The sequence below is a fragment of the Bacillus sp. N6 genome, from assembly GCF_052805735.1.
In genome coordinates this window covers 737,501-751,301 of record NZ_CM127843.1, presented here as the reverse complement: position 1 = coordinate 751,301, position 13,801 = coordinate 737,501, and the positions used below count along the sequence as shown (strand labels likewise).

At 38.2% G+C, this 13,801-nt stretch carries 13 protein-coding genes, 20 tRNA genes, 2 rRNA genes and 2 riboswitches (1 of these 37 only partly in view); of the genes, 2 read left to right on the top strand and 33 right to left on the bottom strand.

Annotated elements, in window-relative coordinates; genetic code table 11:
* Positions 1-2: 2 nt before the first annotated feature.
* The 9 genes from thiF to tenA are packed head-to-tail and all read right to left on the bottom strand — an operon-like array spanning position 3 to position 6,903.
* On the bottom strand, positions 3-1,022 hold the full coding sequence (gene thiF, locus ACUXVC_RS03845; RefSeq protein ID WP_075717582.1) for a thiazole biosynthesis adenylyltransferase ThiF: 1,020 nt from the start codon (positions 1,020-1,022) through the stop codon (positions 3-5).
* Positions 1,015-1,785 (bottom strand): thiazole synthase, encoded by a 771-nt coding sequence (thiG, locus tag ACUXVC_RS03840; RefSeq protein WP_075717580.1) that lies wholly within the window; start codon positions 1,783-1,785, stop codon positions 1,015-1,017. Before thiG ends, thiF begins: the two co-directional genes overlap by 8 nt.
* 2 nt (positions 1,786-1,787) lie before the next feature.
* Positions 1,788-1,991 (bottom strand): sulfur carrier protein ThiS, encoded by a 204-nt coding sequence (thiS, locus tag ACUXVC_RS03835; protein ID WP_001049502.1) that lies wholly within the window; start codon positions 1,989-1,991, stop codon positions 1,788-1,790.
* Between the two features lie 15 nt (positions 1,992-2,006).
* Positions 2,007-3,116, bottom strand: a complete 1,110-nt coding sequence (gene thiO / locus ACUXVC_RS03830; RefSeq protein ID WP_064532539.1) for a glycine oxidase ThiO — start codon at positions 3,114-3,116, stop codon at positions 2,007-2,009.
* Positions 3,109-3,729, bottom strand: a complete 621-nt coding sequence (gene tenI / locus ACUXVC_RS03825) for a thiazole tautomerase TenI (protein WP_095691391.1) — start codon at positions 3,727-3,729, stop codon at positions 3,109-3,111. The genes thiO and tenI overlap by 8 nt, the downstream gene beginning before the upstream one ends.
* 10 nt (positions 3,730-3,739) lie before the next feature.
* Positions 3,740-4,741, bottom strand: a complete 1,002-nt coding sequence (locus ACUXVC_RS03820; RefSeq protein WP_095691392.1) for an ABC transporter substrate-binding protein — start codon at positions 4,739-4,741, stop codon at positions 3,740-3,742.
* Entirely contained in the window at positions 4,738-5,490 is a 753-nt protein-coding gene (locus ACUXVC_RS03815) for an ABC transporter permease (RefSeq protein ID WP_095691393.1), read from the bottom strand. Before ACUXVC_RS03815 ends, ACUXVC_RS03820 begins: the two co-directional genes overlap by 4 nt.
* Positions 5,490-6,239: an ABC transporter ATP-binding protein gene (locus ACUXVC_RS03810; protein WP_446025923.1), complete on the bottom strand. Its 750-nt coding sequence runs from the start codon at positions 6,237-6,239 to the stop codon at positions 5,490-5,492. Before ACUXVC_RS03810 ends, ACUXVC_RS03815 begins: the two co-directional genes overlap by 1 nt.
* Positions 6,208-6,903 carry a thiaminase II gene (gene tenA / locus ACUXVC_RS03805; protein WP_000666826.1) on the bottom strand — a complete coding sequence of 232 codons (696 nt, stop codon included), beginning with the start codon at positions 6,901-6,903 and terminating at the stop codon, positions 6,208-6,210. Before tenA ends, ACUXVC_RS03810 begins: the two co-directional genes overlap by 32 nt.
* Before the next feature lie 85 nt (positions 6,904-6,988).
* Positions 6,989-7,092: riboswitch (TPP riboswitch) on the bottom strand.
* Between the two features lie 60 nt (positions 7,093-7,152).
* Positions 7,153-7,264, bottom strand: a riboswitch (TPP riboswitch).
* Between the two features lie 269 nt (positions 7,265-7,533).
* Between tenA and ACUXVC_RS03800 the strand changes: the two genes are divergently transcribed.
* Both ACUXVC_RS03800 and ACUXVC_RS03795 read left to right on the top strand, forming a co-directional pair.
* The gene (locus ACUXVC_RS03800; protein ID WP_001056045.1) at positions 7,534-8,688 is read left to right on the top strand and encodes an SH3 domain-containing protein; all 1,155 of its coding nucleotides are present in this window, start codon (positions 7,534-7,536) and stop codon (positions 8,686-8,688) included.
* A gap of 5 nt (positions 8,689-8,693) precedes the next feature.
* A complete protein-coding gene (locus tag ACUXVC_RS03795; protein ID WP_001137817.1) occupies positions 8,694-9,026 on the top strand; it encodes a hypothetical protein in 333 nt (110 codons plus the stop codon).
* A 240-nt stretch (positions 9,027-9,266) separates the two neighbouring features.
* Here ACUXVC_RS03795 and ACUXVC_RS03790 read toward each other — a convergent pair whose 3' ends face one another.
* The 24 genes from ACUXVC_RS03790 to ACUXVC_RS03675 all read right to left on the bottom strand — a co-directional run.
* Positions 9,267-10,418 carry a DUF3965 domain-containing protein gene (locus ACUXVC_RS03790; RefSeq protein WP_000648915.1) on the bottom strand — a complete coding sequence of 384 codons (1,152 nt, stop codon included), beginning with the start codon at positions 10,416-10,418 and terminating at the stop codon, positions 9,267-9,269.
* A gap of 321 nt (positions 10,419-10,739) precedes the next feature.
* Complete coding sequence (locus ACUXVC_RS03785; protein ID WP_000199012.1) at positions 10,740-11,159, bottom strand: CBS domain-containing protein; 420 nt, start codon at positions 11,157-11,159, stop codon at positions 10,740-10,742.
* Between the two features lie 129 nt (positions 11,160-11,288).
* Positions 11,289-11,360: transfer RNA gene (locus tag ACUXVC_RS03780), tRNA-Glu, on the bottom strand.
* Position 11,361: 1 nt separating this feature from the next.
* A tRNA-Asn gene (locus ACUXVC_RS03775) sits at positions 11,362-11,436 on the bottom strand.
* 8 nt (positions 11,437-11,444) lie between these two features.
* Positions 11,445-11,521, bottom strand: a tRNA-Ile gene (locus tag ACUXVC_RS03770).
* 10 nt (positions 11,522-11,531) lie between these two features.
* Positions 11,532-11,602, bottom strand: a tRNA-Trp gene (locus tag ACUXVC_RS03765).
* A gap of 6 nt (positions 11,603-11,608) precedes the next feature.
* Positions 11,609-11,681: transfer RNA gene (locus ACUXVC_RS03760), tRNA-Thr, on the bottom strand.
* A gap of 9 nt (positions 11,682-11,690) precedes the next feature.
* Positions 11,691-11,766 (bottom strand) — tRNA-Phe (locus tag ACUXVC_RS03755).
* An 8-nt stretch (positions 11,767-11,774) separates the two neighbouring features.
* Positions 11,775-11,850, bottom strand: a tRNA-Asp gene (locus ACUXVC_RS03750).
* A gap of 3 nt (positions 11,851-11,853) precedes the next feature.
* A tRNA-Met gene (locus tag ACUXVC_RS03745) sits at positions 11,854-11,930 on the bottom strand.
* A 19-nt stretch (positions 11,931-11,949) separates the two neighbouring features.
* Positions 11,950-12,042, bottom strand: a tRNA-Ser gene (locus ACUXVC_RS03740).
* Between the two features lie 53 nt (positions 12,043-12,095).
* Positions 12,096-12,188: transfer RNA gene (locus ACUXVC_RS03735), tRNA-Ser, on the bottom strand.
* A gap of 20 nt (positions 12,189-12,208) precedes the next feature.
* Positions 12,209-12,281 (bottom strand) — tRNA-Ala (locus ACUXVC_RS03730).
* Positions 12,282-12,296: 15 nt separating this feature from the next.
* Positions 12,297-12,370, bottom strand: a tRNA-Pro gene (locus ACUXVC_RS03725).
* A 10-nt stretch (positions 12,371-12,380) separates the two neighbouring features.
* Positions 12,381-12,454 (bottom strand) — tRNA-Arg (locus ACUXVC_RS03720).
* Positions 12,455-12,457: 3 nt separating this feature from the next.
* Positions 12,458-12,546, bottom strand: a tRNA-Leu gene (locus ACUXVC_RS03715).
* Between the two features lie 16 nt (positions 12,547-12,562).
* Positions 12,563-12,637, bottom strand: a tRNA-Gly gene (locus tag ACUXVC_RS03710).
* Between the two features lie 29 nt (positions 12,638-12,666).
* Positions 12,667-12,747, bottom strand: a tRNA-Leu gene (locus ACUXVC_RS03705).
* 15 nt (positions 12,748-12,762) lie between these two features.
* Positions 12,763-12,838: transfer RNA gene (locus ACUXVC_RS03700), tRNA-Lys, on the bottom strand.
* Between the two features lie 4 nt (positions 12,839-12,842).
* Positions 12,843-12,917: transfer RNA gene (locus tag ACUXVC_RS03695), tRNA-Gln, on the bottom strand.
* 11 nt (positions 12,918-12,928) lie between these two features.
* Positions 12,929-13,012, bottom strand: a tRNA-Tyr gene (locus ACUXVC_RS03690).
* 8 nt (positions 13,013-13,020) lie between these two features.
* Positions 13,021-13,096: transfer RNA gene (locus ACUXVC_RS03685), tRNA-Val, on the bottom strand.
* Positions 13,097-13,101: 5 nt separating this feature from the next.
* Positions 13,102-13,217 (bottom strand): 5S ribosomal RNA (gene rrf, locus ACUXVC_RS03680).
* A gap of 101 nt (positions 13,218-13,318) precedes the next feature.
* Positions 13,319-13,801, bottom strand: a 23S ribosomal RNA gene (locus ACUXVC_RS03675) (it continues 2,439 nt past the right edge of the window).

Here is a 13,801-nt window from a genome sequence, read left to right as displayed (position 1 = left end):
TTCTATCCAAAATAGCGATGATAAATCGTTTTTGCTTCGCTTATATCTTTCGTTCCATGTACGAGCACACGGCCATCTTTAAAGGCGACTAACCTCTTGTCTTCAACAGAAAATGATAGTAAATATGGATTTACATTTAAATCATTCACGCGACCTTCCAGCAACTCTTTATATTGTTCAAAATTCATTTCCTCTTTATGAGGTGGTCTAATTTGAACTGTATTTCGCCCGCATAAAACTGCTGTTTTTGATGTGTTCTCTTTATTTAAATACGGATATAATGCATTCTCTCCGCATGAAGAACAATTATGCTGGCGAAGCTTTTGCACATTCATACATGAATACTCATTCTTCCACATATCAAACGATACAAGCCCATCTCGAAGTGATTCGTAATCTTCTACTAACAGTTTAAGAGCTTCTGTTACTTGATGAGAAACGACAAGAGATACAGCAGGTGATATAATACCCGCTGTATCACATGTTGCCCCGCCAAGCGGAATCGACTGCAATAAACATGATAAACATGGTGTTTTACTAGGAATGATTGTATAAGAAAGACCGTAACTACCTACACATGCACCGTAAATCCATGGAATAGAATATTTTTGTGCTATATCATTCACAATAAAGCGTGTTTCAAAATTATCAGTCGCATCAATCATTACATCAACGTTTGTAACAAGTTCTTCTAGCTCTTCAGCTGTTACATCTTGAACGAGAGCTTTTATTGTTACATCGCTATTAATCTCTTCTAAACGTTTTTTAGCCGCTATAGCTTTTGGGAGATTATTCTTTACGTCGCTCTCTGCATACAATTGTTGTCTTTGTAGATTACTCCAATCTACATAATCACGGTCAACAATTGTTATCTTGCCAACACCCGCTCTTACAAACATCTCTGCATTTGCACTACCTAATGCACCTGCACCGATAATAAGTACATGCTTTTCTCTTATCTTTTGCTGCCCTTCTGCTCCAATTGGAGAAAATAGTTCTTGGCGAGAATATCGATTATTCAACTACGCTCATTCCTTCTAAAGGACTACTTGCAGTTGCACAGCGCTTACGTGCAATACGACCTGCTTCAAATCCTAAACGTCCTGCTTCAATACTTAGTTTCATTGCCTGTGCCATTTTAATAGGATCTTTTGCTCCTGATACAGCTGTATTTAATAACACGCCATCTGCTCCTAATTCCATTGCAAATGCCGCATCAGCTGGGCTACCAATACCGGCATCAACGATAACTGGTACTGCCGCTTGTTCAATAATGAAGCTCAAATTTAATGGATTTACAATACCAAGTCCTGATCCGATTGGAGATGCTCCTGGCATAATCGCATGCACGCCAAGCTCTTGTAATTTACGTGCTAATACAACATCATCAGATGTATACGGAAGTACGATAAATCCTTCTTTCAGTAACATTTCAGATGCCTTTAACGTTTCTACCGGATCCGGTAATAACGTTCTATCATCACCAATAACTTCTACCTTTATCATGTCACAAAGCCCAGAAGCTTTTGCTAATTTTGCAATACGAACAGCCTCTTCAGCGTTTTTTGCCCCTGCTGTATTTGGTAATAACGTATATTTTTTCACATCAAGTTTCTCTAATAAATTAGGTTGCTTTGCATCAAAGATATCCATACGACGTACTGCAAACGTTAAAATTTCAGCTTCAGAAACGTCAATTGCCTTTTGCTGTACGTCAAAATCAGGGAATTTACCTGTTCCTAATAACAGTCTAGAATGAAATGAAAATGGTCCAATGTTTAACATAATCAACCGCCTCCTACGAAAGTTACAATCTCAATTTGGTCTCCATCAAAAACAGATGTATCTGTATGATCATCTTTTTGTAAAATATCTTTATTACGCTCTACTACAACAATTCTGTTATCTAGTTCTAAATGTGTAAGTAGCTCAGCTACTGTTTTTACACTCGCTGGCACTTCAATTTGGTTACCATTAATTTTTAAATTCAAACTTCCATCCCCTTTCTAAACTCTTCTAGAAAGCAATGAATCTAGCAAATAATTCTCTTGCTTTCCTTCTATTAAATCAGCCATATATTGGCCAGAAATAGGACTTAATAAAATACCGTTTCGATAATGGCCCGTGCAAGCATATAAACCTTTTATTTCTTCATGCTCCCCCATATAAGGAGCTTCATGGTTCGATTGTGGTCTTAATCCTGCCCACGTGCTTTCCCATTCTGCTTCTTTTAAAGCTGGCAATATTGTATAAGCACGCTCTAATATAGAAGTTATACTTTCTAGCTGCACAGTTTTATTGAACGTATGGTGCTTCATTGTTGCCCCAATTACGTAACGTCCACCGCGCTTTGGAGTAATGTAAAATCTTTCTTGAAAAATAGGTGCTTTTAAAAGTTGTTTTCTACTTCTTACCGCAACCACTTCTCCTTTAACTGGATATGTCCCCCAATCGTGGTGAAAATAACTGAGTAACTTCGTGCTCCATGAACCTCCTGCAATAACGACTTTCTCACATGTGACAATACCTTCACTTGTAATAACTCCAGTCACTTTATTATTTTCAATACGAATATCAAACACTTCTGTCTGTTCATATATATCAGCACCTGACATTGCCGCAGAATGTGCGAATGCTTTCGTAAGCTCTGGTGCAATAACATGACCGTCTTTCGGATAATATACTGCTCCTATAATAGATTCGGATAGATACGGCTCTTTTTCCCGCACATGGTCTCCCGTTAGAAAATAGGAATCTTCACCTGTTTTTTGCTGCCAATCCATAATGTGAAGAATTCTTTCCTTCTCATCTTCATTTTGAGCAATACGATAAATTCCTTTTTCTTCATATCCAATATCAATACCCGTCTTTTCACGTAAAACTGCTGCAAGTTGTGGAAATATAGCTCGGCTTTCTCTAGCAAGTTCAAATAGCGGATCATACGCATCCCATTCTGCCTGAACACCAAGTAGACCAGCAGCTGCTTTTGAAGCTTCCGATGCAATTCTTTGCTTCTCTACAATCGCTACTTTATGTCCTCTTTCTGCTAGAAAATGTGCAACTGAACTACCAATTACACCACCACCAATAATCGCTACATCATACTTCTCACACATGTTTTTCCGCCCACTTTCTTATTGATTCCTTATAAGATTTCGCTTTGCTATACGGGTCACTACTACTTACAATTCCGGACATAACTGCTATACCGCTTACACCGTTAGTAAGGACATCCACTGCGTTTTCTGGAGTAATTCCTCCAATTGCTGTAATCGGTATAGATAAACACCTTGCAATGTCAGAAATTTCTTCAAGCCCTCTCGCTGGCACACCTTTTTTACAATCTGTCGGAAATACATGACCATAAACGAGTGAATCCGCTCCATTTTTAAATGCTACTATCGCTTCATCTAGCGAATGCACAGAATAACCGACATGCAAATACGAAAACTTTTCTTTCACTGACTTTACATCTGTGCTTCGATACCCTAGTTGAACACGAGGAATATTTAATAAAATTGCAATATCAATTCGATCATTTATGACAATTTTAGAAGCCGGAAAGCCTTCCATTAAAAGACTTTCCACACCTTCATATAACTCCTTCGTACTCTTCTCACGCTCACGAATATGCAAATAATCAATCTCACTCTCAATTTGCATCGCTACATTCACTAAATCTTCGAATGGCATATGGCCATTTGAGATTACGTGGAGCTCATTTTTCATATTCATTCGCCTACTTTAAAATATTTTCGAATAGTTCATCGACTGGAACGGTTTCTTTCGTCATTCCTTTGTCCTTCAGCCATTTATTTTGTTTCTCCCAAGATTCTTTTGAATCTGATAAAAATGGCTCATCTTTCGTTTCCATCTTCTCTAATAAAATTTTCATACTTTCCTTTTCAACTTCTGGCACAAGTGGGAAGTTTTCTTTTTCTTGATGATTTAATAAAATATTCAATGCTTCATCTGGGTTTTTCTTCATGAAATCATAGCCTTTTTTCGTACCACGTAAGAAAGCTTGCAACGCTTCTTTATCTTTTTTCAACGTTTTATCACCTGTTACAAACACAAGTTCATGATAGTTCGGTACTCCGTAATCAGCTGGATTAAAGTAAGCTGGTTCATGGCCTTCATGACGCATAACCGGTACTTCATGATTAATGTATGCCCCTGTTACCGCATCCACTTTTTTCGTAATTAAGGCTGGTACTAAATCAAATCCAACATCAACTACTTTCACTGTATCAGGATTACCACCAGCTTCTTTTACCATCGTTTTTAAATACATCTCACTTAAAGGTGTTCCAGAATATCCTACTGTTTTTCCTTCTAAATCTTTCGGTGATTGAATACCCGCTGATTTCAGCGATACGACATGATTTAATGGTGAACGTACGACAGCCCCAATTGATTTCACTGGAATTTGCTCATTTGCTCTTGCCATAACAACATCTGGCTGATAATACAAGCCAACTGTCACCTTCCCTGCTGCTGCCAATGTTAATGGATCAGTCGGATTAGAAGGGAATTTAATATTTACCTTTACACCTTCTTCTTTAAAGTATCCTTTTTCAATTGCTGCATAAATAAAGCTATGTACCGCATTTGGATACCAATCTAACATGACTGTTATTTCTTTCTCTTTTTTACTTTTTTCTGATGCTGAATTACTTGAACATCCTGTAATCATTGCAATTAATAATGTAAACACAAAGATGCGCTTTAAAAATTTCATGAATGCTTCCTCCAACTAATGAATTTCTTTTCTAATATGGAAATAAGTACGACGAAGAAAATAGCTAATAATGATAACAATACAATGGGTGCAAATACGCCAGCTCCATCTAACTGCGTCATCATTCTCTTACTGAAATATCCAAGTCCAGCTTGTGCACCGAGCCATTCTCCAATTGCTGCTCCGATAACACTAAGCGGAACTGCAATTTTTAAAGCTGAGAAAAAATAAGGAAGAGCAGACGGCAACTTTAATTTAAGAAAAATATCTCTTTTCGTTGCTCCATATGTAACTAAGAGCTCCTCCCATTCTTTTTTTGTACTACGCAGTCCATCATACGTATTGACCGCAATCGGGAAAAACGTAATTAAAACTGTGACAACAACCTTACTCCAAATTGTGTATCCAAACCATAAAACAAATAGCGGAGCAAGCGCAGTAATCGGAATCGTTTGTGAAGCAACTAATAATGGATAAAATGCTCTTTCCATCCATGTACTCGCATTCATTAACATCGCTAGCCCTACACCTAATATGATAGAAATAACAACACCTATTAAAACGACGTATAACGTTGCAGGTAAATGAACCGTAAATAATATGTCTTTTAGTTTCCATATCTTCATTACAATCGCAGACGGTGACGGTAAAATGTACATCTCATCTACAATTCTTGCTCCTATTTCCCACACAGCTAGTAAAATACTAGAAAGTGTAATAGCAGGAACTAATTCTTTCAATCGGTTCATCACACAAGTACCTGCCTTTGTAACATACTAAGAAGCTCATCTTTCAGCGCTAATACTTCCGGTTTATATAAATCTTTTCGTGTTCTGTTATGATCAAGTGGTACAATCCGCTCAGTCAAAGTCGTTATCGGCTGCTGTTCCACTACTAAAACTCGGTTCGAAAGAAATAACGCTTCTTCAACATCATGAGTAATGAATAAAATTGTTTTTTCCCACTCTTGCCATTGTTCAAACAGCCATTCTTGCAAAGAGGCCTTCGTTAAAGCATCTAACGCGCTAAACGGTTCATCTAATAACAATATCTCCCCGCCCGTTAACAAAGTTCGGATAAAAGATACGCGTTGCCTCATACCACCAGATAAATCTTTCGGATGTTTTGTCTCATATCCTTGTAAACCAAATTTATATAACAGTTCCTTTGCCTTTACTTGTGCTTCTTTCTTCTGTACACCTTGGCACTCTAGCGGCAGAGCAGCATTCTCAATAATTGTTCTCCACGGCAAAAGCATATCTTTTTGCGGCATATATCCTACAGGATGGTGCTTTGTTTCTGTCAGTTCTATCTTTCCAGTACTTACCTTCTCTAGGCCTGTAATAAGGCGAAATAAAGTACTTTTCCCACATCCACTCGGTCCGATAATACTGAAAAACTCTTTCTCATGTATAGAAGCATTTAATTCATGGATGATTGGTTTCTCATCGTAATGAAAAGAAACATTATGAAACTGTAGTATGTTCTTGCTCCTCAAATCCCCACATCTCCTTACGATAGGACATATCCCAGAATAAATATTCAAATCGACTGGAATATAAGAAAATCTCCTCTAATCTATCTAGTTCTTTCTCAGACTTTCCAACTGCCATTTCATTTAATAAATCTATTAACCAAATACAAAGATTACCGTATTCTTCCGAACTATATCCTTGAATCCACTCACCAAAAAACTCATGATCTCTTGCTCCAGGAATATCATTTAAACGCTTTCCAATTTCCCAGTAGCTCCACATACATGGAAGAAGCGCTGCTATTAATTCTGCAAGTGTGCCATTTTGAGATACAGACATCATGTAATTTGTATAAGCTAAATTTTTAGCAGATGGCTTTGCAGACTCTATCTCCTCTATAGAAATTCCAAGTCTTTTTGCATATTGTTTATGGATTGTCATTTCGCCATTTAATATTCCATCAATTTGTTCAGCGAACTTTCCCATTACTTGTGGATTCGTTGCTTTTACAACACCAATCGCATATAATTTTGCATAATCTAGCAGATATAAATAATCTTGAATAATATAATACTGAAATTTATCTTTTTCTAACGTGCCATCTCCCATACCCACTACAAACGGATGATTATGACTCATCTCCCAAACCGGTTGCACAGTTTCTAATAATCTATCGCAAAATTTCATTTCTCTATCCCCTTTCAATATATGTATCTAAATAAAAAACCACTTCTATATATAAGAAGTGGTTACAGCAAATAAAATTATACATTTATTCGATGTTCCACTTCCCTTCGCTAGTATTACCTAGATCAGGTGTTATAAGGGTTAAGGATTATTCCTCTCTCAGCAAATCAAGCACCCCTAGTGGTTTCAATATGAAATTTTCAAATAAAAAAGCCCCGTTTCTATACGCAAAGAAACGGGGACTCATTGTTAGTGTCCGAATTGCTTCCCTACGCTAGCATAATCTAGATCAGGTAATAAAAAGGATCAAAGGCTTACGGCCTACTCTCAGCTGGCAACACCAGCTCTCCTAGCAAACTATAAAATTATCACTGTCAGTATAACACCCTAATAAGACATCATCAACTATTTTAATTTTCTTAATTATCAACAAAAAATTAAAGTTATACAATACATACATTCTATTTTAGAAAATAAAACTCCAATTAATTGTTTAAAAAGGAATCATTATCCTCAAAAAATTTATTTTTATATTGATTTCATATTACATTTATGTGAATACACCCACTATATTATATCTTTATACTATAATAAAATTACAACTATACAACTAGAGGAGGTCTCTATTCCATGAATATGAAAGCTACTGCTTTAACAGCAACTACTGTAGCGATTGCTTCTTTACTTCCTTCTATGGGTGAAACAAATGTACAAAAAGCAAACGCTGAACAATTATCTAATGTTAAAACTGGGTATGTCAAAGTCGATCAAGTAGCATTACATACAGAAGATAACGTAAAGAGCACATCAATTGATACAATTCGCTTTAATACAAAAGTGAACATCCTTGAAACAACTAATGGTTGGTATAAAGTATCTGTTCATAATAAAGTAGGTTATGTACAAAAAGATGCTATTTTACTAAAAAACAAACTTCAATCTAATGATCAATACATCGTCAATGCTAATGCATTAAACGTTCGCTCTGAACCTAATTTAGAATCTTCCATTTTAGATGTATTACCAAATGGCAAGTTTATTACCGTTCAAGAAGATCAAGGCGAATGGTATAAAATATCACATAATGGCCAAACGGGTTACGTACAAAAAGCATTCATCTCTAATGGTTCACAACCCTTAGTAAAAGGAATCACCGTTCAAAATAATACAAAATATACTGTTGCAACACCTAATCTGAATGTACGTAGCAACACTAGTACAAGTAGCGCTCTACTCGGTTCATTACAAAACGGTACACAAGTACAAGTAGTAGAAACTGTAGGAACTTGGTATAAAATTCGTTTTGGCACAGGATACGGATATGTAGCAAAACACTATGTAGTACAAAATCAACCACAGGCTAAAACAGATCAGCCTTCATCTATTCCAGCTGCTTTCAAATTCCCTGCTCAAGGAAGAATTAGCTCAACCTTTGATATACGATGGGAACAAATGCATTATGGTATAGATATTGCTGCTCCAGGGAACGTCTCTATCCAAGCTGCTGCTGCAGGTAAAGTTGTGAAATCTTATTATTCAGCTAGCTATGGCAATGTTGTGTTCATTGCGCATCAAATCAATGGGAAATTATATACAACTGTTTATGCTCATATGAAGGATCGCACTGTACAAACTGGTGATCAAGTACAAGCTGGACAATTAGTAGGTCATATGGGCAACACAGGTCATTCATACGGGCAACATCTTCATTTTGAATTACATAATGGAGAATGGAATTTTGAAAAAACAAATGCAGTAAATCCACTGCCATATTTAGTTAGGTAAATTGTATGCCACGCAATATACCTCTTATAATTGAATACGCAGCCTTTTTAGGTTTAATCTGTTGTTTAATCATTTACAATACAAATATTGTATTTTTATCTATTATTATTGCTTTTGTTGCATTAGAAATTATGATGGAATCATTTCAAGTGCAACTAAAACAAAAAATTGCCCATATTTATAACGCTATATTTCTTTTGAGTGCTCTCATAACAAATATAATTAGTAATGGCTTTTATTTATCTACTGTATTTCCAGTATTCTTTATGGCTGTTTTATTATTTGTAGCTAGATATATTAATGTCCCTTATAACCAAAAACAAAAACAAGAAGCTTAGAAAGAGGAGACACTGTGTACCAATCTTTCAAAGATGCTCCAATAAAATACATATTGCATTTGTATAAGAAAGCCAATACTTTTTTTGGTATACAAGGAAGTTATACTGCACAACTTCTCCTATATGGAATGTTGTTTCTTGTTTTAATCACTTTCTCCTTGTTTTACTAACAAAAAAGGATCTCACATAAACTGGAGATCCTTTTTAATTTATATTAATTTTTCATATCGAAAATATTGTTTATCCACAAGCATATTTTTCATAAATAAAGCTCAGATTATATTTTTTCTCTAAGCTCATTCGTTGTTCGTCATCGCACCAATAGAAAAGAATATCATGAATCGTTGCGTAACGCTTATTTTTAAGAAATAGCCTAAAGAATGATGGTAAACAATCATGTAATTGTATAAATATATAATTGCGTAGTGTTTCTTCTTTATATTCAATGCCCTTACAAATATACAGTAATTCTTCACAATAATATGCATGCTGTGGAACTTGTATCATCTCGAAAAATGGCACATAAGATAGTAGCTTTCCAATAAAATGACCGTATCGATCCATTACTCCTATCGTCATATGCTCCATCATTTCTTTCATTACATATAAATAATCATCTACATGTGTTGTCTTTAATGGGTCTAAGCGATCGGAAATTTGAGATAATACAGCTCTTTGACATGCTAAAACTGCCTGACTAGGTCCATAATATGATAGGAAATCTGTACACTTACGATATTTCCGTAATAAATCATGTGTATATAAATCATATACGAAAGTATTACAATACATTGCTAAACTCATCATATCACTATTTAATTGCTCTTTTGATAATGATTTCGCTCTCTTACACATATAAAAGAATGTAAATTCCAATACTTCTTTATGAGATAATAAATGTTTACAATCGGTTATACATTTCTCATTAAATTTAACTCTATCCCAAATTTCAATATCCCTATCTGTCAATTCACCTATACGATATTTAATAATTAAATAGTTTAAAGCAACTGATTGCGTCAAAAGATCCCATGTTTCATATTCCAATGAAGTATGAACAAACTCAGCTAATCCTTGTGCTATCATAAAAGCATTTGCCTCTTCATACCAACCAATCTCTTGGCATAAGCGAAGAATACGCACTAAAGTTGGAATTTCATCTTTATGAAACTGCGGTAAATTCTTTACTTTATTCATGCCATATACGATAAATGCCGCTAAATTTTCTTCTTTATAAAATTCTTTCTCTTTCCATACTAATATAGTTCGTTCTTTCCCCTCACCTTTTGGGTGACAAGGTACAAGCAAAGAAAATAATTCAGCGAAATTATTTGGTTCTATATATGTATCTGTAACCAAATTCCAATTTGGATCGCCCTGTACAGCCTTCATATAATTCCCCTTCCCTTTTCATCTATGTAGGAAATATTAATTTATTATCGTACCACTAAAAATTAATATTGTTATATTCAAAATCCCTCATAATACTTATATCTATCAGTATATCATCTTTTCTCTTATTAAAAATGAAGAATAACAAATTTAAAAAAACTGTGGAAATTATTAACCATATCCTTATTATATAATGTCTCAGATACATCACGCTAACATATTAGTTTAATCCATATATACTAGAATAATGCATCTGAACTTTATATATAATTTAGCTCTTTATGAGTGACCATTAAAATCTCGGTTAATTAAAGTTTCAATTTACTCTGTACGCTCTGAGATTTCGCTCAAGGCAAATCCAGCTTGATCATCTGCCGATTCCCTTATAGCTAAATCTCCTAGTGCTAACATGCCAATAAGCTGACCACTATCAACTACTGGTAACCGTCTAATTTGATACTGTGCCATTAGCTCTGTAGCTTTTTCAATAGAATCATTTGGAGAAACTGAGATAATATTTGTTGTCATTACATTTGTAATTTTATTAGATCCAGGATGTTTTTCAGCAATCCCTCGAACAACTAAATCTCGATCAGTAACAAGCCCAACAACTTGCTCATTTTCAACAACAGGAATTAACCCAACCGATTCTTCCTTCATTTTTACAGCTGCCTCATATACATTGTCTAGCGGTGTACAATGTACAATATGGGTACTCATTAAGTCTCTAACTCGTGTCATTATTTATTTCCTCCTTTTTATACATACCATAGCTTTTCCAAAATTCCTTTATTTATTTCTGGAAAGTAAAATGATAAAAAGGATCAACAAAATAAAAAAGAGCCAGCATAATGCTGACTCTTTTTTGTATGACCCGTACGGGATTCGAACCCGTGTTACCGCCGTGAAAGGGCGGTGTCTTAACCACTTGACCAACGGGCCATGGCTCCGCAGGTAGGACTCGAACCTACGACCGATCGGTTAACAGCCGATAGCTCTACCACTGAGCTACTGCGGAATAATATATGGTGGGCCTAAATGGACTCGAACCATCGACCTCACGCTTATCAGGCGTGCGCTCTAACCAGCTGAGCTATAGGCCCATATACTTTACAGGGGCAGTAGGAATCGAACCCACACTGGAGGTTTTGGAGACCTCAGTTCTACCTTTAAACTATGCCCCTAAATGATGCCGGCTAGAGGACTTGAACCCCCAACCTACTGATTACAAGTCAGTTGCTCTACCAATTGAGCTAAGCCGGCATAAAAAAATGGTGGCTCGGGACGGAATCGAACCGCCGACACGAGGATTTTCAGTCCTCTGCTCTACCGACTGAGCTACCGAGCCAACATAAATGGCGGTCCCGACCGGGGTCGAACCGGCGATCTCCTGCGTGACAGGCAGGCATGTTAACCACTACACCACGGGACCATTTGGTTGCGGGGACAGGATTTGAACCTGCGACCTTCGGGTTATGAGCCCGACGAGCTACCGTGCTGCTCCACCCCGCGACAATATTAAATTAAAAAATGGAGGAGGTAGAGGGATTCGAACCCCCGCGCGACTCTCGCCGCCTGTCGGTTTTCAAGACCGATCCCTTCAGCCGAACTTGGGTATACCTCCATGAAGGAAAAAATAAATATTTTATTATTATATGTCTAAACCATTTTTAAAAATGGAGGAGGTAGAGGGATTCGAACCCCCGCGCGATTCTCACCGCCTGTCGGTTTTCAAGACCGATCCCTTCAGCCGAACTTGGGTATACCTCCGAGACATATATTAAATAAAGTGGAGCCTAGCGGGATCGAACCGCTGACCTCCTGCGTGCAAGGCAGGCGCTCTCCCAGCTGAGCTAAGGCCCCATGTTTTATGGAATATCGGGAAGACAGGATTTGAACCTGCGACCCCCTGGTCCCAAACCAGGTGCTCTACCAAGCTGAGCCACTTCCCGTTAATAAAAGCGCGCCCGAGAGGAGTCGAACCCCTAACCTCTTGATCCGTAGTCAAACGCTCTATCCAATTGAGCTACGGGCGCATATGGTGCCGAGGGCGGGGGTCGAACCCGCACGGTGGTCACCCACCGCAGGATTTTAAGTCCTGTGCGTCTGCCTGTTCCGCCACCCCGGCATGTCATATTGAAAATTGGAGCGGAAGACGGGATTCGAACCCGCGACCCCAACCTTGGCAAGGTTGTATTCTACCACTGAACTACTTCCGCAAGACATGTATGAGTTATTTTATTAAAAGTGCGGGTGAAGGGAGTCGAACCCCCACGCCAAAGGCGCTAGATCCTAAGTCTAGTGCGTCTGCCAATTCCGCCACACCCGCATGTTTTATTAAAAATGGTGAGCCATGAAGGATTCGAACCTTCGACCCTCTGATTAAAAGTCAGATGCTCTACCAACTGAGCTAATGGCTCTTAATGGCTGGGCTAGCTGGATTCGAACCAGCGCATGACGGAGTCAAAGTCCGTTGCCTTACCGCTTGGCTATAGCCCATTAATTAAGAATGGTGGAGGGGGGCAGATTCGAACTGCCGAACCCGAAGGAGCGGATTTACAGTCCGCCGCGTTTAGCCACTTCGCTACCCCTCCGACATATATGGTGGAGGATGACGGGATCGAACCGCCGACCCCCTGCTTGTAAGGCAGGTGCTCTCCCAGCTGAGCTAATCCTCCATTTTGCCTGGCAACGTCCTACTCTCACAGGGACAAGGTCCCAACTACCATCGGCGCTAGAGAGCTTAACTTCCGTGTTCGGTATGGGAACGGGTGTGACCTCTCTGCCATCATTACCAGACTGTATTCATTTAAGACAAGAATCATTTTAACTCATTTGCTTTTAAAAGTCAACAAGTTTTTTATATTCTTTCAAAACTAGATAACATTGCTTCATATTATATGGTTAAGTCCTCGATCTATTAGTATTCGTCAGCTCCACATGTCACCATGCTTCCACCTCGAACCTATCAACCTGATCATCTTTCAGGGATCTTACTAGCTTACGCTATGGGAAATCTCATCTTGAGGGGGGCTTCATGCTTAGATGCTTTCAGCACTTATCCCTTCCGCACATAGCTACCCAGCTATGCCCTTGGCAGAACAACTGGTACACCAGCGGTGCGTCCATCCCGGTCCTCTCGTACTAAGGACAGCTCCTCTCAAATTTCCTACGCCCACGACGGATAGGGACCGAACTGTCTCACGACGTTCTGAACCCAGCTCGCGTACCGCTTTAATGGGCGAACAGCCCAACCCTTGGGACCGACTACAGCCCCAGGATGCGATGAGCCGACATCGAGGTGCCAAACCTCCCCGTCGATGTGGACTCTTGGGGGAGATAAGCCTGTTATCCCCGGGGTAGCTTTTATCCGTTGAGCGATG